We start from the raw sequence: 17,195 nt of genomic DNA on the forward strand, positions 1-17,195 counted from the left end.
GCAGACAGCCCGCCGACCGTGGTGAATACTGATTCACCGATCCGGGTGAATGGCCATTCACCCCGGCGTCCCCGAGCAGGAGACCCATGGACCCCGCCCCGATACCCGGCCCGCCGATCCCCGTGCCGTCGCGCCCTCGCGAGCGGTTCGCCGTGCCCGTGCTCGCCTTCGGCGGCATCCTCATGGCGGTCATGCAGACGGTCGTCGTGCCGCTGCTCCCCGACCTGCCCCGGCTGACCGGCGCGTCCCCCGCCGCCGTCTCCTGGATGGTCACCGCGACGCTCCTGGCCGGCGCCGTCCTCACCCCCGTCCTCGGCCGGGCCGGCGACATGTACGGCAAGCGGCGCGTGCTGCTCGGGGCGCTCGGCCTGATGACCGTCGGCTCCGTCCTGTGCGCGCTGACCTCCGACATCCGCATCCTCGTCGCGGCCCGCGCGCTCCAGGGCGCAGCCGCCGCGGTCGTGCCCCTGTCGATCAGCATCCTGCGCGACGAACTGCCGCCCCACCGCACCGGATCCGCCGTCGCCCTGATGAGCTCCACCGTCGGCGTCGGCGCCGCCCTCGGTCTGCCCCTCGCGGCGCTCATCGTGCAGTACGCCGACTGGCACGTCATGTTCTGGGCGACCAGCGGCCTCGGCGCGCTCGGGCTCGGCCTCGCCTGGTGGACGGTGAGCGAGTCACCCGTCAGGGCACCCGGCCGGTTCGACATGCTCGGCACGCTCGGGCTCGCCGCGGGCCTCGTCTGCCTGCTGCTCGGCGTCTCCCAGGGCGGCCAGTGGGGGTGGAGCAGCGGCCCCGTCGTCGGCCTGTTCGCCGCCGCGATCGTGATCCTCGGGCTGTGGGCATGGCAGCAACTGCGCAGCGCCGCCCCCTTGGTGGACCTGCGGCTCGCCGCCGGCCGCCGTGTCGGCCTGCCGCACGTCGCCGCGCTGCTCACCGGGTTCGCCTTCTACGCCAATTCGCTCGTCACCGCGCAACTCGTGCAGGCACCCGTCGCCACCGGCTACGGCCTCGGCCTGTCCATCGTCGCGACCGGCCTGTGCATGCTGCCCAGCGGCGTCATCATGCTGCTCTTCTCGCCCGTGTCCGCCCGGATCTCCACCGCGCGCGGCCCCCGGGTCACCCTCGCCGTCGGCGGCGGCGTCCTCGCGCTCGGCTACGCCGTGCGGATCGCCGACAGCACGGACCTGTGGGTGATCCTCGTCGGCGCGGCCGTCGTCTCGACCGGCACCACCCTCGCCTACTCGGCGCTGCCCACGCTGATCCTGCGCGCCGTCCCGGCCGGCGCCACCGCCTCCGCGAACGGCGTCAACGTCCTCATGCGCACCATCGGCCAGGCCGTCTCCAGCGCCGCCGTCGCCGCGGTCCTCGTCCACCACACGATGCCGCTCTCCGGCGGCGAGGTGCCGTCGCTGCACGGGTACCGGATCGCCTTCACGATGGCGGGTACGGTCGCACTGCTGGCCGCGGCCGTCGCCCTGGCCGTCCCGGCCGACCGCGCCGACGAACCGGCCGGGGCGCGTGCGGCGGCCCCGGTGGCCACGGCGAAAGGAGCGTGAGCGATGACCATGGCGTACACCGACGAGCGGCAGCCCGCGCAGGGGCGCCGCGACGCGGAGGCGACCAAGGCGGCGATCGTCCGCGCCGCCCGGTACCTGCTGGCCCGGCACGCCCACGGCGACATCACCCTCAAGGCGGTCGCCGACCGGGCGGGTGTCAGCCCGCCGCTCATCCTCAAGTACTTCGGGAACAAGGACGCCCTGTTCTCCGGCGTCATGAACTTCGAGGCCGACGTGGACGCCCTCCTCGACGCGCCCCTCCAGGACCTCGGCCGCCACATGGTGCGCTCCGTCCTGACCGGGCAGGCCGAGCGCGGTGTCGACCCGATCCTGCGGATCGTCTTCGCCCCGCTGCACGGCGCCCAGGGGGACATCCTGCGCGCCAACTTCCGCACCCAGGTCAGCGAACGCCTCGCCGCCCGTCTCACCGGCGACGACGCGGGCCTGCGCGCCGAACTCGCCGTCGGCCTGCTGCTCGGCCTCGGCGTGATGTACGGCATCGCCCGCGGCCCGCACGTGCGGGCCGCGGGCATCGACGACGTGGTGGACCGCTACGGTCCCGCCGTCCAGGCTCAGCTGGACCCGTCGGCCCCCTGAACCGACAGCGGCTCGAAGCGCACGACGGTCTCGTGGCCGTCGGCCCAGCGCACCGTCACCCCGCCGTCGGCGCAGGCCACTTCGGCCACCGCCTCGGCGAGCGGCGTCGCCCGCTCCTCGGCGCTCAGCGACGCGAGGGCGACGAACACCGCGGTGCCCTCGGCCTGCGCGGAGAGCCGCGGGACGGTGACCCACGGCTCGAACGCGGTGCCCTGGGGCGCCCGCACGGTGTCCCGCTCGCTCCAGCCGTGCACCCCGACCAGCTCCGAGCGCAGCGCGTCCGTCGCCCAGCCGGTCAGCGTGAGCCGCGCTCCGTGCGGCGCGCCCACGACGCGGTGGACCCGCAGCTCGTGGTGGCCCCGCGCCACGGTGACGCTCTCGACGCGCAGCCCCGGCACCATCGGCGGACCCGAGACGAACACCGGACGGTGCCAGGAGGCCGCCCAGCCCCACCCGTCGCCGTGCCCCGCGCCCAGCGGATGGATGCGCCGCCGCACACTGGTGACGCCGCCGACCTCGACCGACAGATGGTTGTCGGCCACGTTCGTCAGGGACGTGGGGCCGGTGTGCGTGGAGTAGGCCTGACGGCCGTAGTGGGCGTCGGCCTGCTCCGCGAACTCGCCCTCGTGCGGCCGGACATGGTCGCTGCCGTGGTTGTGCAGGCGCACGATGCCGTCGTCCCGCGTCGACTGGACGAGCAGACCCGGCGCGGGCAGCGCGACGACCCGGTCGGGTCCCTCGCTCGGCGCGGGCTCCTCCGTGGCCGTCCACAGCGGATGGTCGTCGCCCGCGAGCAGCGCCACGAACCCCTTCGACGCCCAGTACGGTGACGCGGGCCCCGAGTAGTGCTGGAGCGTCGCGTCGTGCGGACCGTGCCAGCCGAGACTCAGGAGACCGTCCGGTGTCAGCGCGCCCCGGTCGAGGAAGTAGCGCAGGTTTCCGCTGATCAGGCGGCGCGACGCACCCGGGGACAGCGGCGTGCGGCCCGTGACGGCGCCGATGCCGACCGCCGCCGACGCGGCGAACCGGTAGCTCAGCGACCGCCCGTAGTGCAGCGGCGCGCCGTCCCCGCCGAACATCAGCGAGAAGCCCTCCAGGTGCTCGCGCAGCCGCGGCCCGAAGCGCTCCGCGAGCGCCTGGTCGCCCGCGAGATGGGCGTGCAGCATCGGGTAGAGGTGCAGCGCCCACCCGTTGTAGTGGTCGAAGGCGCGCCCGTCGCCGTCCGCGTACCAGCCGTCGCCGCGGTACCACGTCTCCATCAGGTCGAGGGCCCGCTCCATGGACCGCGCCGTGGCCGAGTCACCGCGTCCCACCGACTCCAGGAACGACGCCACCATGAAGGGGAACAGGTACCAGTTGTTCGGCGCGGGCGTGTGCGTGATCGCGCCGCGCAGCCACGTCTCCGCCCGGTCCTGCACGTCTTCGTCGAGCCGGTCCCACAGCCACGGCCTGGTCAGCATCAGGCCGAGCGCCACCGACGCGGACTCCACCATCGGCTGGCCCTGCACATGGTGGTCGAGGATCAGCGGCCACGACTCGGCGTCGTCCTGGCCGGGCGTCCTGGTGCCCGCGGTCAGACCCCGCGCGTACCGCTCCAGCCAGCCGTGCGGGTCCTTGCCGTCCGCGCCCGCGACCCGGAATCCGGCCGCCAGGAACGTACGGGCATAGCCTTCGAGGCCGTCCGAGCGGACCCCGGAACCCGAGGGGCGGCCCGGCAGGTCGAGCAGGGCGCCCTCCGGAGTCGCCCAGCGCCACGCGGCACCGAGCAGCCCGTCGGCGACGGCCTCCACGTGCGCGCGGGTGTAACCGGTGTACGGGCTCAACGCCCGGTCTTCCGCCGGGAGTTCGAACGGGATGCTCATGCGAGGAACGCCAGCCTTTCACGTCGTACGGGATGGGCGAAGCCGTCGCCCGCGGCCCAGCGGGCCACCTCGCCGACGGCGGTGTCGGCGAGCCTTTCCCACTCGTTGCCCTGGGAACCGGCGAGATGCGGGGTGATCAGCGCGTCCGGGGAGTCCCACAACGGGTGGTCCGCGGGCAGGACCTCGGGGTCCGTCACATCGAGCACGGCCCTGATCCGGCCCGCGCACACCACGTCGGTGAGGGCGTCCTGGTCGACGACGGCGCCGCGCGCGGTGTTGATCAGGGTCGCGCCCGGCCGCATCGAGCCGAGCAGCTCCCGGCTGACGAGCCCGCGGGTCGCCGGCAGCAGCGGTGTGTGGACGGTCAGCACGTCACTGCGCGCGAACAGTTCGGGCAGCCCGACCCGCTCCACGCCCAGTGCGGCGGCGTCCGCGTCGGTGATGTACGGATCGTGCAGCAGCACCTCGAAGTCGAAGGGCCGCAGGAGTTCCACGACCCGGCGGCCGATCAGCGAGGCGGAGAGGATGCCCACGGTGCGGCGGTAGTTGCCGACCTGATCCGGGGTGAGCAGCCAGTTGCCGCGCTCGCGGGTCCGCCGGAAGTCGCGGGCCCGCTCCAGGACCCGCTTGCCGTACAGCAGGATCATGCCGAGGGTGTACTCGGCGACCGGCAGCGCGTTGGCCGACGCCGCCGACGTCACCTCGATGCCCCGCTCCCAGCAGGCGTCGGTGACGTGCCCGCGCACCGAACCGGCCGCGTGGACCACGGCCCTGAGCCGGGGTGCCGACGCCAGGACGGCCGCGTCCAGTGGCGGACAGCCCCAGCCGGTGACCAGGAGCTCGACGTCGGCGAGGACCTCCTTGGCCCGTACGGTCGTCAGGTCGTCCAGAGCGGGCAGCGGCGCCGGATCGCAGACCTCGGCGAGCGCGGCCAGGGACCGCGGCGTGAAGACGGCCGCGGCGGCCTGCGGCGACATGGCCAATGCCACGCGAGGGAGGGTCACTTGACCGCCCCCGCCGTCAGGCCCGACCGCCAGAACCGCTGGAGGAGGACGAACGCGAGAATGAGGGGAAGGACCGCGAGAAGCGAACCCATGATCACCACCGGGTAGTACTCGGGAGAGACGGACGCCTGGCTGTTCCACTGGTACAGGCCCAGGCTGACCGGATACAGCTTCTGGTTGGACAGCATCACCATCGGCAGGAAGAAGTTGTTCCAGATCGTCGTCAGCTGGAACAGGAACACCGTGACGAGGCCGGGGCCGAGCATGCGGAGCGCGACCTTGAAGTACGTCGCGAGCTCGCCGGCCCCGTCGACGCGCGCAGCCTCCAGGACCTCGTTCGGTACGTACCCCTGGGCGAAGATCCGGCCCAGGTACACCCCGAACGGGTTGAACAGGACCGGGATGAACACGGACCAGAACGTGTTCACGACGCCGGTCTGCGACGCCAGCAGGTACAGCGGCAGCGCGAGCACCGTCTGCGGCACCATGACCGCCGCGAGCACCAGGCCGAACAGCTTCTCCTTGTGCCGGAAGGCGTACTTGTCGAAGGCGTACCCGGCGGCGACGCTGATCAGCGCGCCGAGCGCCGCGCCCAGGACCGCGTACAGGAGGCTGTTGCCGTACCAGCGTCCGTACAGCCCGCCGTCCATCGCGAACAGGTCCTTGACGTTCTGCACCAGGGAGAAGTCGCTGAACGACAGGATGCTGCTGCTGAACAGGGCGTCACGGGACTTCGTCGCGGCCAGGGCCAGCCACAGGACCGGCAGCAGCGTGTACAGGACGGAGATCGTGACGACGACGTTGACGGTCGCCCGGCCGAGCAGGCGAGGGCGCAGGAGCCGGCTGTCCGTGGTGCTCATCGGGCGTTCTCCTCGGCCGGGGCGACGCGGTTGGTCCAGCGGGTGACGCCGTACGAGACGGCGATCGTGATGATCAGGAGGATCACCGAGGCGGCTGCCGCGAGCGAGTAGTTGTTGCGGCTGAAGGCCGCGTCGTAGATGTACATGCTCGGCGAGAACCGGGTGTTGATCATTTGCGACGACTGGTGGAGCAGCATCGGTTCGGTGAACAGTTGCAGCGCCCAGATCAGCGTGAACATCGCGACCATGACGATCGAGGAGCGCACCAGTGGGGCCTTCACCTGGAGTGCCGTGCGCACCGGGCCCGCGCCGTCGACGACCGCCGCCTCGAGCACCTCGCGGGGGACCGCCTGGAGGGCCGCGTAGAACACGACCATGTTGTAGCCGAGGTTCGACCACAGGGCGATGTTCACGATCGACGGCAGCGTGGTGTGCAGGCCGAGGAAGTCGACGGTGATGTCGGCCTTGCCGAGGATCTCGATGACGGGGCTGATGCCCGGCGTGTACAGGTACAGCCAGATCAGCGCGGCGATGATGCCGGGCACCGCGTGCGGCAGGAACAGGCCCAACTGGGCCCAGGAGCGCAGCCGTACGACACCCGAGTCGAGCAGCAGCGCGAGCGCCAGGGAGCCGATCACCATCAGCGGGATGTAGATCACGCAGTAGAGGGCGACCGTCCCGAGGCCGGACAGGAACGTCGGGTCGGTCAGGACGGCGCCGTACGAGCGCAGGCCCACGAACACCGTGCGCTCCGCGCCGAAACCGAGTCCCGGCTGGTCGTCGCTGAAGAAGCTCAGCCACACCGCCGTCCCGACCGGGATCAGGAAGACGAGCGTGAGAAGGACGAGGAACGGCGCCATGAGGACGCCCGCAGCGCCGGTGCGGCGGCGCGCGGCCGCCTTGTACGCCTTGCCGTGTGCGGGGTCGACGGCCGGCTGCGCAGCGGGCGGCGCCGTCGGGGCGTGAGCTGTCGTCGCGGTCATGGGGGTCACCTGCCTTTCGGGGTGCGGGCGTTCACGTGGAGCGCTGGGTGGTGGCGAGGCCGAGCGCCTTGAGGTCGGGCATCGTGCCGTCCTGCGCGGCCCGTACGGAGGACAGGACCGTGCCCGATCCGCTGCCGGCGCGGGCGAAGGCGTCCTGCATGACGTTGCCGGTGGCGGTCATGCGCGGTCCCCAGGTCCAGCCGTCGCTGATCTTGCGGGCCTCTTCCTCGAAGAGGGTGTAGATGTCCTGGCCGCCGTAGTACGACGCGTCGAACGCCTTGCGGCCCACGGGGATCAGCCCGGTGGCGGCCGGGTACTGGCTGCTCGCGCCGCTGGAGAGGCGGGCCTTGAGCGCGTCCGGGTGCGAGACCTGCCACTCGATGAACTCCATGGCGGCCTCGGGGTGGCGGCTGTCCTTCGTCACGGCGAACGTCGAACCGCCGTGCGTGCCGAGCGCGGGGCGTGCCGGATCCCACTGGGGGAGCGGGGCGATGCGCCACGTGTTCTTCTGCTCGGGGCGGGCGTTCATCTGCGCGCCCGCGTCCCACGCGCCGCTGAGCCGGGTCAGGACCAGGCCGTTGCCGATCTGCGCGTCGGCGAGCCGGCTGCTGGCGGAGTTCACGAAGACCAGGTCCTCGTCGATGAGGCGCTGCCAGTACGCGGCGACCTTGCGGGTGGGCGCGTCCGCCAGGGACACGTTCCACGCGCCCTTCGACGTGTCGAACCACTGGGCGCCCGCCTGCCAGGACCAGGCGGCGAACTGCGTGAAGCTGTCGGTGGGGAAGAGCGTGAGCCTGCGGCCCCCGCCGGTGCGCGGCACCTTGCGGGCCAGTTCGGCGAACTCGTCCCACGTCGTGGGGACGTCGAAGCCGAACCGGTCGAAGAGGTCCTTGCGGTAGTGCATCACCATCGGTTCGACGTCGAGCGGCACGCTGAACGTGCGGTTCTCGAACGTCGTGAGGCCCAGCGACTGCGGCAGCAGCTTGGACCGGAGGTCGTCGCTGATCATCGAGGTGATGTCGCGGGCGACGCCGTCGATGGCGAATCCCGGCAGCTGGGGGTACTCGATGGTCGCGACGTCGGGGGCGTTGCCCGCCCGCGCCGCGTTGCTCAGCTTGAGATAGCCGCCCTGGGTGCCGGACGGTATCTGTTCGAAGGCGACCTGGATGTGGTCGTGGGTCTTGTTGAACGCGTCCACCACTTCCTGGCTGCCGCGCAGAGCGGACCAGAAGGTGATGGTGGTGGTGCCTTTGGTACCGGACGTGCTGGTGCTCGCCGAGCGATGCGACGCGCTGTCGTCTCCGGTGCAGGCGCTCAGGGCGCCCGTCAGCGGCAGCGCGGTGATCGCGGCGAGCAGGGATCGACGGCTCTGTCGACCAGGCATGGGCGCCTCCCGCGGCTCCTGCGTGTTCGAGTCACGGGAATACTGATCGGCTGAGCGGACCTGGTCAATAGATCGATCAGAAGAAAATGAAACGGTCAAACGCTCACTCTGGTGCAGGTGTTGGCTCGACGGCTCCGGGCGGGGGCTGCGTCGAGCCGCGCACCTGGAGCGACGGGAGCAGTTCGACGCGTCGCACCGGCGAGGCCGCCGCTGCCGGGTCCGTGAGCCGGCGCAGCAACAGCTCCGCCGCCGCCCGGCCGACCTCCGCCTTCGGCGGGGACACGGCGGTCAGCGGCGTGCTGCCGAGCCCCGCGACCACGTCGTCGTACGCCACGGCCGAGCAGTCCTCCGGCACCCGAAGACCGCTGTCGCGCAGCGCCTGCACCAGCATCAGCGCGTCCACGTCGCCGTGCAGGACGGCGGCGGTCGCGCCCAACTCGCCGAGCAGGGCGCGCAGTTCGACGGGTGCGCAGTCGTCGGCCGCCGCCGGGTCGGGCACCGCGGTCGGTGCGCTCAGGGCCACCGCCCACCTGTCGATGTCCGGGTGGTCCGCCGCGATCTCCCGGAACGCGGAGCGCACAGCGCGCGCCGTCGGGCTGTCGTCGCGCGCGGCGAGCACGATGCGCCGGTGCCCGAGTCCCGTGAGGTGCTCGACCGCCAGATGGACGCCGTACCAGTGGTCCGTGCAGACCGTGTCCACGGCGTGCAGCGCGCTGCCGCGCCGCGGCCTGCGCTCCATCACGACCGTCGGGACCGTCAGGCGAGACAGCCAGGTGTAGTCGGCCTCCTCCGTCGCCCGGCTGCGCCAGCGCGGCGCGATCAGCAGACCCCGCGCCCCCTCGGCCAACGCCCGCTCCACCAGGGGCTGTTCGGCCCCCGGAGCAGCCGGCGCGATGTGCAGCGCGATCCGGATCCCGGCCTCCTCGAACGCGCTGCGCGCACCGTGCAGCGCCTCGTACAAATACGCGTGGCGCTCCGGCACGACGACGGCGACAGGCCCGCCGTCCGCCGTCGGCTCGGGGGCGCCGCCGCCTGCTCCGTCTCGCCGAGCACCGGACGGGCCACTCCGTGGCCGCGCCGCAGCCTGCCCTCGCGGGCGAGTTCCTCCACGTCGCGCCGGAGGGTCACCACCGACACCGCGAGCTCCGCGGCCAGGTCGCTGACCCGGGTCGCCCCGCGCGACTGCACGACGGCGAGGATCCGCTGCCGCCTGAGATCGACCGGTTCGCGCATGCTGTTGGCCCCCTCACAACCCGCTGTTCGTTTGAGCGCTTCACTGAACGCTTCGGCGGCAGCATAACCAGGGGGTGCCGCGCGGGGTCAGCCCTCGGCGGTATTCGGTTCGGCCGGAATCCGGTCGAGCACGATGCCGAAGTGCTGGTCGTAGGCGGCGAGGACGGCGGCGTCGGTGGGCAGCTCGGTCCGCGCGCGGTCCGTGCCGGTCGTCGTCGTGAGCGTATGACCGCTCAGGGTCACCCGGCCGTCCTCCGTGAGCAATGAACAGACCAGGGACTGTGTGAAGTGCGAGGCGGGCGAGGTGCGGTGGTACCAGGCCCCCGCCTCGAAGTCCCGCAGCGCGCGCGGGCGCGGGTCGAGCAGGTACTGCGGATCGCCGTCGCGCAGCACCAGCAGATCCCCGTCGGCGGCGTCCTCGATGCGGAAGACACCGCCCGGGTCCCGCTGCTCGCCCCGCTCCTCGTACGCCAGCGGGAAGTGGGTGTGCGTGCCGAACCCGATGTCGGCCAGCCACGACGAGCCGTCCTCGGCACGGACCCGCAACGCCAGATGGTCGTACGGGATCCCGAACCGGCCGTCCTTGCCGGCGACCCGCGCCTGCATCAGCGTCACCTCGTACCCGAGAGCGCCGAGCAGCGCGGCGAACGCTCCGTTGAGTTCGTAGCAGAAGCCACCGCGCCGCCGGTCCACGAGCTTCGCGACGAGGGCGTCGGTGTCGAGCGGTACCTCCTCGCCCAGATGGACCGACAGGTTCTCGAACGGAACGGTCCGCAGATGCGCGAGATGCAGGGCGCGCAGCGCCGCGCCGGTCGGCGCGGCCGGTCGCGCCGCGCCGATCCGGGTCAGGTAGGCGTCGGTACGGGGCCGGTCCAGCGGTTCGTGGTTCATGCGCCCAGTGTCACCGATGCCCCGCGTCGGGCCCCGGCCGCACCGGCAGCTCCCGCACGCTGTTGCCGACGAACCCGGCGTGCGCGGGCAGCTCCTCGTCCGGGACGGCGAGAGCGAGGTCCGGGAAGCGGGTGAACAGGCGCTCCAGGGCGACGGTCGCCTCCAGGCGGGCCAGCGGCGCGCCCAGGCAGTAGTGCGCGCCGTGCCCGAGGGACAGATGCGGCCGCCGCGCGGGCCGCAGCACGTCGAACCGGTCGGCGTCCGGGCCGTGCGCCGCCGTGTCGCGGCCCGCCCCCGAGTAGCCGGCGAGCACCGGTGTGCCCTTCGGTATCAGCGTGCCGTCCACCGTCAGATCGCGCGTCGGGTAGCGGAACGGGAAGTAGCTCACCGGGCTGTCCCAGCGCAGCGTCTCCTCCACCACGTCCGACCAGGACGCCCGGCCCGCGCGCACCAGCGCGAGTTGGTCGCGGTGCGCGCACAGGGCCCGCACCGCGTTCGTGATCAGGTTCAGCGTCGTCTCGTGACCGGCGATGACGAACAGGATGAGCGTGCCGATCAACTCCTCCTGCGCGAGCCGGTCCCCGTCCGCCTCCCGTGCGGCGAGCAGCGCGCTGGTCAGATCGTCGCCCGGCTCCCGCTCCCGCGCGGCGGCCACCTGCGCGAGCACCGCCACCATCTCCCGGTTGGCGGCGACCGCGTCCTCGGGCCGCGTCCGGGTGGACACGACCTGGCTCGACAGATGGTGCAGCCGGGCCCTGAACTCCTCGTCCACCCCGAAGAGTTCACAGATCACCCGCATCGGCAACGGCAGCGCGAACCGCTTGCGCAGCTCCACCACGCCCTGGGCCGCCGCCTCCTCGGCGACACCGTCGAGCAGCTCGTCCGTGAGCTGCTCGACGCGCCGCCGCAGCGCCTCGACGCGGCGCACCGTGAACGCGCGGCCGACCAGCGACCGCAGCCGCCGGTGGTCGTCGCCGTCGGCCGTCGTCATCCCGCGCACCGTCGCGAACGTCCGCAGCGGCCAGCCGTCCGGTATCCGGCCCTCGGTGAGCGCCGTGAAGTGCCGGGCGTCCTTGGCGACATCGGGGTGCGCCAGGAACTCCTTGAGCGTGTCGTGCCCGAGGACGAGCATGCCCGGCACGTCACCGGGCAGCACGACGGGCGCGACGGAGCCGCGCTCCCTCAGCCGCGCGTTCACCGCGTGCGGACAGCCGCCCGCCGGGTCGATGCGGTACGGCACCTCGGCGGCGGGTACTTCGGGGGACGACGTCAACGCGGACTCCTGACAGGTCGGGGCACGGGCACGGGGGAACTCCCGGTCGACCCGCCAACTCCCCCCGCGTGAAGCGCTCTTGGATCCTAGGGCGATTCCGGCTCCAGGCCCAGGTCGTAGATCCGCTCCAGCAGCCACCCCTCGTTGCCCGCGAGTCCCGCCCGGCGCAGCGCCTCGTCGGCCTCCGCGAGCGGCACGGCGAGCACCGTCGCGGTGCCGGGTGGCTCGCTGCCGGAGAGCGCGGCACGCGCCGTGTGCAGCAGGCGCAGGCACGCCTGCGCCGCCGCCACCTCGCGACTCCGATTCTGCGGCCCATGCGCTCCGTGCGCTCCGTGCGCTCCCTGAGGTCCATGCGGTCCGTACTGCCTGGTGTTCCTGGTCCCGTTCATGCCTCCACTCTTGCGTACGGGTCTGACAATTCCCCTCCCCGGAAACGCCGTGCGACGCCAGTCGCGTCGTGAGGCGAGAGGAGTGATCACCCGTGTCGTCGCTCGCAGGACCGCTGTTCGACCCCGCGGCGGGCCAAGGCGCCGGGCGACTGGCCGAGTTGGGTCTCGCCCTGGTCCTGTCCACCCTGATCGGCGCGGAGCGCGCGGTCCGGCAGAAGAGCGAGGGACTGCGCACGCACACCCTGGTCGGGGTCGGCAGCGCCCTGTTCAGGGAGGTCTCGCAGCACAGCTTCACCTCCGTACTCGGTCTGGACGGCGTCTCGTTCGCCCCGTCGCGCGTCGCCGCGCAGATCGTCTCCGGCATCGGGTTCATCGGCGGCGGCCTCATCTTCGTCCGCAGGGACGCCGTCCGCGGCCTGACCACCGCCGCCACCGTCTGGCTGACCTGCGCCATAGGAATGGCCTGCGGCGGCGGCCTTCCGCTCCTGGCGTTCGCCGCGACCGCCTGCCCTTTCCTCGTCGTGCGCGGCTACCCCTGGCCGACCCGCCGCGGCCCGGCCCTGACCGTCGAACGGCGCTCGGGGCTCCATCTCGCCTACCGCGTCGGCAGCAGCGTCCTGACCCGCGTCCTGGAGGAGTGCACCGGCCGAGGCTCCCGCGTCGTCGAGGTGCGCACCGACCGGACGGACGGGGAGGCGGAGCCCGGCAGACCCGGCACGATGGCCGTCGGCATGGAGATCGAGGGCATGGCCGACGTGCCCGAACTCGTCGCCGTACTGGCCGAGTCGGACGGCGTACTGGATGTGGCGTCGATGGTGGCGTCCGCGGACGACTAGCCCGCGGACGTGTCGCGCAGGTCCCGGACGAACACGAGGCCGTCACTGTCCGACAGGTGCGCCGGGTCGAACGGCGCGTAACCGAACCAGGGGGAGACGCGCTGCGCGGGACGCGTGTCTCCGAGGATGCTCGACAGCCGTCGGGCATCGACGACGCAGGGGTCCTCGGGGAGCGCGTACAGGAGTCCTTCGAGGGTGTCCGCCGGGGGGATGTCCACGCCCTGGTGGCGGATCGTGCCGAGGGCGGTGGCGACGAACGCGTACTCCCGTCCGAGCCGGGCGTGCGCCAGCGCTCCCGCGCTCCACCACTCCAGGGGGTCCCCGCCCATCCGCATCGCGCTCTTCTCGCGCTGGAGGTGGGAGTTGTGCGCGTACACGAGTGTCGGCCCGCGCCGCGCGAGAGCGAGGAGGTTGTGGGCCATCATCCGGTCCCGTACGCCGAGGAGGCGCGGCAGGCGGGCTGACGTCGTGTCGGCCATCCAGTGGTGGTAGCGCAGCAGGCCGGTCGCGGTGCGCGCGGAGAGGGTCGCCCGGTCCCAGGCCGGCCGCGACGTCGCCGCGAGCAGGTACGGCTCCTGCTCGTCGAGGAGCTCCGCCAGGTCGTCGGCGAGCAGCCGCAGCCGGGTGGCCTCGGGGGACCGGCCGAAGGAGCGGGCCGGGTCCGTCATCGCGGCGGGCTCGGTCCACCGGTCGTCGGCGCCGAGCAGGTCGTCGAGGGTGTCGCGCGTGCAGGGAAGCAGGTCCGCGTCGACGTGCGTCGCGAGGTATCCGTGGAGCGCGGTCAGCGCCTGTCGAGGACTCGCGGCCGCCGTGATCTCCAGCGGGCCGTCGAACCCGGCGAACCCGACCTGCTCGGACGCGGGCCGGTCCGTGTTGTACGCGCGCATCCAGCGCACCAGTTCACGGTTGCCCGCCAGGTCGCCCCACTCGTGACTGATGCCCTCGCGCACGACCTCGTCGAGGTCACCCGCGCCCGAGGTGACGTACTCGTCCACGAGCAGCCCCTTCAGGCAGTCGCTCTCGAGCGCGATCGTGCGGTACCCCTCCTGCTCGACGAGGTACCGGAACAGGTCGTTGCGCAGGTCGAGGAGTGTCTCCTCGCGGTGCGTGGGCTCGCCCAGGGCGAGCAGCCGCGGCCGCTCGTCGAACAGGTCCAGGACGGCGGTGCCGTCGGCGGGACGGACGGTCTCCTTGAGGTCGATAGCCATGCCTTTAACGCTATCGTTGAACCTTCGCTGGAAACTTTCGCGAACTGACCTCCCTCTATCCTTGGCCACATGGGCGAGAACCTTCAAACGGGGGAGCGGCTGAGGCCGATCGATCTGGCGCGCGGGCACGGTCTGTCCACGCAGGCGGTCAGGAACTACGAAGAGGCCGGCATCCTCCCCGCGGCCACCCGGTCCGCCCATGGCTACCGCGCCTACACGCCGCTGCACGCGCGGGCCCTGCGCACGTTCCTCGCCCTGGCGCCCGGCCACGGACACCGGACGGCGACCGCGATCATGCGGGCGGTGAACGAGGGCGCCACCGACGAGGCGCTGCGCCTCGTCGACGAGAGCCATGTCCAGCTCCTCGACGACCGGCGCACGCTTCAGGCCGTGGAGCGCGCGCTGCGCGACCTGGAACCCGCGGATGCGCCGGAACCCGACGGCGTCACGTTCATCGGACCCCTCGCGCACCGGCTCGGCATCCGGCCCGCGACGCTGCGCAAATGGGAGGGCGCCGGCCTGCTGCGCCCGCGCCGCGACCCGGACACCGGATACCGCGTCTACGATCCGGCCGACGTGCGGGACGCCCGCCTGGTCCGTCAACTCCGGCGCGGCGGCCACCCGTTGGAGCAGATCGGGCCCCTGCTGGACCAGGTACGGACGGCCGGCGGCCTCGAACCCCTGGAGGGCGCCCTGCGCGACTGGCACCGGCGGCTGTCCGCGCGCGGACGGGCGATGCTCGGCGGGGCGGCGGAACTGGAGGCGTACCTGCGCGCGCGGGAGTGACGATGCGCTGCGCGCGGAGAACGGGTCTCAGCCTGCACCGTGCCAGGACCGCCACAGCGCCGCGTCCCCTCTGTGTGGGTGCCAGCCGCCCCCGCAAGGGTACGAGGCCGGCCGCCGGGCCCGACGGATCACCTCCGCGTCAGCCGCAGACGCAACCCGTGCGGCATCAACGTCAGCCGCTCCGTGACCTTCAGGCGGTAGTCGGGCTCCGGGGCGATGTCGTAGCGGCGCACCAGCAGTCCGAGCACCAGCGTGGCCTCGTGCAGGGCGAACTGCCGGCCTATGCAGGCGCGCGCGCCCGTGCCGAACGGCTTGAACACATGGGCCGGGCGGCCCCGCACCGCCTGCGGCGCGAAACGGTCCGGGTCGAAGGACTCGGGGTCCTCGCCCCACACGGCCCGGTCGCGGTGCAGCACCGATGTCAGGACCAGCGCCCACGCGCCCCGCCGCATCGGATGCACCCCGCCCAGCGTCGTGTCGGCGACCGCCTCCCGCGCGAACGCCGGAGCCGTCGGCCACAGCCGCAGCGACTCGTCAAGGACCCGCCGCAGGTAACGCAACTTGGCCACCTGCTCGTACGCGGGCACCTCCACCCCGGCCCAGACCCGGTCGACCTCCTCGCGGGCCTGGGCGAGCACCGCCGGGTCCTGCGCGAGGTAGTGCAGCGCGAACGACAGCGCCCCCGACGTCGTCTCGTGCCCCGCCACCAGGAACGTGATCACCTGACGCCGGATGTTCTCCGGCGTCAGCCGCTCGCCCGTCTCCGGGTGCGCGACCTCCAGCATCCGGTCGAGCAGATCACCCGGGCCGCCGCCCGCCGCACGCCGGGCGGCGACGACCTCGTCGACCGTACGGTTCAGGAACGCGCGATCCGCGGCGTTGCGCCGCTGCGCGCCGCGCAGCAGCACCGAGGACAGGAGCGGCGGCACCACGTTCAGGCGCTGCGCGTACGTCAGGGCGCCGACCATCGCCGTCACGAACGGATGCGGCCCCTCGGTGGCGAAGTCCCGCTCGAACGACCCGAAGTCGTGCCCGAACCCGGTCCGCGCGATCGTCTCCAGCGTCAGCTTCGTCATGTCCCCGGGCACGTCCACGGCCCGTCCCGCCGCCGCGCTCGCGTCCCACGCGCCGGTCAGCTGTCCGGCCACGTCCAGCATCAGCGGGTGGTAGCCCGCCATCGCCTCCCGGCCGAAGCCCGGCGCCAGAACGTCGTGCGCCAGCTGCCAGTTGGGCTCGTGGTTGTACGCCGTGAACAGGCCGTCGCCCGCCACCGGGCGCAGGTTCGCGACCCCCAGGCCGACATGCTTGGCGAACCGGGACTCGTCCGCGAGCTCGGCGGCCAGCTCGGCGCCCCCGACGAACACGATCTCCTTGCCGAACGCCCGGCGCCGGAAGATCGGCCCGAGGCCGGCGGCGATCCGCATCGAGTCCTGGATCGGCGTGCGTACATGGGTGCCCACCACGTCGCCGATCAGCGGCACGCGGCGCGGCGGATGCGGTATCCGGTCCAGGCGCGGCCAGCCCTGCTCGGCGCTGCGAAAGCCCCGGGGCAGCGCGCTCGCCGCCGACTGCGTCACCTGCGCCATCGTGCCCATCTCCCTTGCGCCGTGGCCCTGTTGGGGCCGTTCCGGAGCCTTGTTGGACGTGGATTCAATAATGCGCCTCAGTGTGATCCCGCTATTGAACTCACGTCAAGTAAGGTGCTCGCATGAGTGGCGAGCGGACGCGGCGCAGGCTGAGCACGCAGGAGCGGCGGGAGCAACTCCTGTCCGTGGGCGCCAAGTTGTTCGCCGAGGATCCGTACGGTGACGTCTGGATCGAGCAGGTCGCCGAGATCGCCGGCGTCTCGCGCGGCCTGCTCTACCACTACTTCCCGACCAAGCGGGACTTCTTCGCGGCCGTCGTCCAGCGGGAGAGCGCCCGGATGCTGCGGCTGACCGCCGCCGTGCCCGGCGTCCCCGTGCGGGAGCAGCTCGGCGCGGGCCTCGACACCTTCCTGGAGTACGTCGCCACGCACGCGCAGGGCTTCCGTGCCTTCCACCGCGCCGAATCCGCGGGCGACCCGGCCGTACGCACCGTCTACCGGGAGGGCCTCGCCGCGCACGAGGAGCAGATCCTGGCCGCGCTCGCCGCCGATCCGCGGATGGCGGACCGCCTCCCGGAGCCCGCGGCGCTGCGGCTCGCGGTGCGCGGCTGGCTCGCCTTCCTCGTCGCCGTATGCCTGGACTGGCTCGACGCGCCGGAGCTGAGCCGCGCCCAGGTGCGGGACCTGTGCGCGCGGGCCCTGCTCGGGGCGCTCGACGCCTGAATCGCGCACCCGCCGTGAGATC

Annotated in this window: 15 protein-coding genes and 1 pseudogene; 5 read left to right on the forward strand and 11 right to left on the reverse strand. The window is 72.7% G+C overall.

The window, feature by feature from the left end:
* Window positions 1-86: 86 nt before the first annotated feature.
* Window positions 87-1,559 carry an MFS transporter gene (locus tag V2W30_RS37620; RefSeq protein ID WP_338703082.1) on the forward strand — a complete coding sequence of 491 codons (1,473 nt, stop codon included), beginning with the start codon at window positions 87-89 and terminating at the stop codon, window positions 1,557-1,559.
* 3 nt (window positions 1,560-1,562) lie between these two features.
* On the forward strand, window positions 1,563-2,156 hold the full coding sequence (locus V2W30_RS37625) for a TetR/AcrR family transcriptional regulator (protein WP_338703083.1): 594 nt from the start codon (window positions 1,563-1,565) through the stop codon (window positions 2,154-2,156).
* Here the strand turns inward: V2W30_RS37625 and V2W30_RS37630 are convergent.
* The 9 genes and pseudogenes from V2W30_RS37630 to V2W30_RS37670 all read right to left on the reverse strand — a co-directional run bounded on the left by V2W30_RS37630 (window position 2,132) and on the right by V2W30_RS37670 (window position 11,936).
* Window positions 2,132-4,018 (reverse strand): DUF2264 domain-containing protein, encoded by a 1,887-nt coding sequence (locus V2W30_RS37630; protein ID WP_338703084.1) that lies wholly within the window; start codon window positions 4,016-4,018, stop codon window positions 2,132-2,134. The two genes, V2W30_RS37625 and V2W30_RS37630, sit on opposite strands and share 25 nt — an antisense overlap.
* The gene (locus V2W30_RS37635) at window positions 4,015-4,995 is read right to left on the reverse strand and encodes a hydroxyacid dehydrogenase (protein WP_338703911.1); all 981 of its coding nucleotides are present in this window, start codon (window positions 4,993-4,995) and stop codon (window positions 4,015-4,017) included. The genes V2W30_RS37630 and V2W30_RS37635 overlap by 4 nt, the downstream gene beginning before the upstream one ends.
* A gap of 23 nt (window positions 4,996-5,018) precedes the next feature.
* Complete coding sequence (locus tag V2W30_RS37640; protein ID WP_338703085.1) at window positions 5,019-5,882, reverse strand: carbohydrate ABC transporter permease; 864 nt, start codon at window positions 5,880-5,882, stop codon at window positions 5,019-5,021.
* Window positions 5,879-6,865, reverse strand: a complete 987-nt coding sequence (locus tag V2W30_RS37645) for a sugar ABC transporter permease (protein WP_338703086.1) — start codon at window positions 6,863-6,865, stop codon at window positions 5,879-5,881. Before V2W30_RS37645 ends, V2W30_RS37640 begins: the two co-directional genes overlap by 4 nt.
* Before the next feature lie 31 nt (window positions 6,866-6,896).
* On the reverse strand, window positions 6,897-8,249 hold the full coding sequence (locus tag V2W30_RS37650; protein ID WP_338703087.1) for a sugar ABC transporter substrate-binding protein: 1,353 nt from the start codon (window positions 8,247-8,249) through the stop codon (window positions 6,897-6,899).
* A gap of 103 nt (window positions 8,250-8,352) precedes the next feature.
* Window positions 8,353-9,482: pseudogene (locus V2W30_RS37655) on the reverse strand (substrate-binding domain-containing protein).
* Window positions 9,483-9,569: 87 nt separating this feature from the next.
* Window positions 9,570-10,373, reverse strand: a complete 804-nt coding sequence (locus tag V2W30_RS37660) for an arylamine N-acetyltransferase family protein (protein ID WP_338703088.1) — start codon at window positions 10,371-10,373, stop codon at window positions 9,570-9,572.
* Window positions 10,374-10,383: 10 nt separating this feature from the next.
* Window positions 10,384-11,646, reverse strand: coding sequence for a cytochrome P450 (locus V2W30_RS37665; RefSeq protein ID WP_338703089.1), 1,263 nt, complete (start codon window positions 11,644-11,646; stop codon window positions 10,384-10,386).
* 86 nt (window positions 11,647-11,732) lie between these two features.
* Window positions 11,733-11,936: a hypothetical protein gene (locus tag V2W30_RS37670; protein ID WP_338703090.1), complete on the reverse strand. Its 204-nt coding sequence runs from the start codon at window positions 11,934-11,936 to the stop codon at window positions 11,733-11,735.
* Between the two features lie 191 nt (window positions 11,937-12,127).
* On the opposite strand from V2W30_RS37670, the gene V2W30_RS37675 reads away from it, so the two are divergent.
* Window positions 12,128-12,871, forward strand: a complete 744-nt coding sequence (locus tag V2W30_RS37675; RefSeq protein WP_338703091.1) for an MgtC/SapB family protein — start codon at window positions 12,128-12,130, stop codon at window positions 12,869-12,871.
* Here the strand turns inward: V2W30_RS37675 and V2W30_RS37680 are convergent.
* A complete protein-coding gene (locus V2W30_RS37680; protein ID WP_338703092.1) occupies window positions 12,868-14,079 on the reverse strand; it encodes an erythromycin esterase family protein in 1,212 nt (403 codons plus the stop codon). The genes V2W30_RS37675 and V2W30_RS37680 overlap by 4 nt on opposite strands.
* Window positions 14,080-14,148: 69 nt before the next feature.
* On the opposite strand from V2W30_RS37680, the gene V2W30_RS37685 reads away from it, so the two are divergent.
* On the forward strand, window positions 14,149-14,865 hold the full coding sequence (locus V2W30_RS37685) for a TioE family transcriptional regulator (protein ID WP_338703093.1): 717 nt from the start codon (window positions 14,149-14,151) through the stop codon (window positions 14,863-14,865).
* Between the two features lie 128 nt (window positions 14,866-14,993).
* On the opposite strand, the gene V2W30_RS37690 is transcribed toward V2W30_RS37685, so the two are convergent.
* Window positions 14,994-16,451, reverse strand: a complete 1,458-nt coding sequence (locus V2W30_RS37690) for a cytochrome P450 (RefSeq protein ID WP_338703094.1) — start codon at window positions 16,449-16,451, stop codon at window positions 14,994-14,996.
* A gap of 122 nt (window positions 16,452-16,573) precedes the next feature.
* Between V2W30_RS37690 and V2W30_RS37695 the strand changes: the two genes are divergently transcribed.
* The gene (locus V2W30_RS37695) at window positions 16,574-17,173 is read left to right on the forward strand and encodes a TetR/AcrR family transcriptional regulator (protein ID WP_338703095.1); all 600 of its coding nucleotides are present in this window, start codon (window positions 16,574-16,576) and stop codon (window positions 17,171-17,173) included.
* Window positions 17,174-17,195: the final 22 nt, after the last annotated feature.

Source organism: Streptomyces sp. Q6 (assembly GCF_036967205.1).
Classification (GTDB): domain Bacteria; phylum Actinomycetota; class Actinomycetes; order Streptomycetales; family Streptomycetaceae; genus Streptomyces; species Streptomyces citrinus.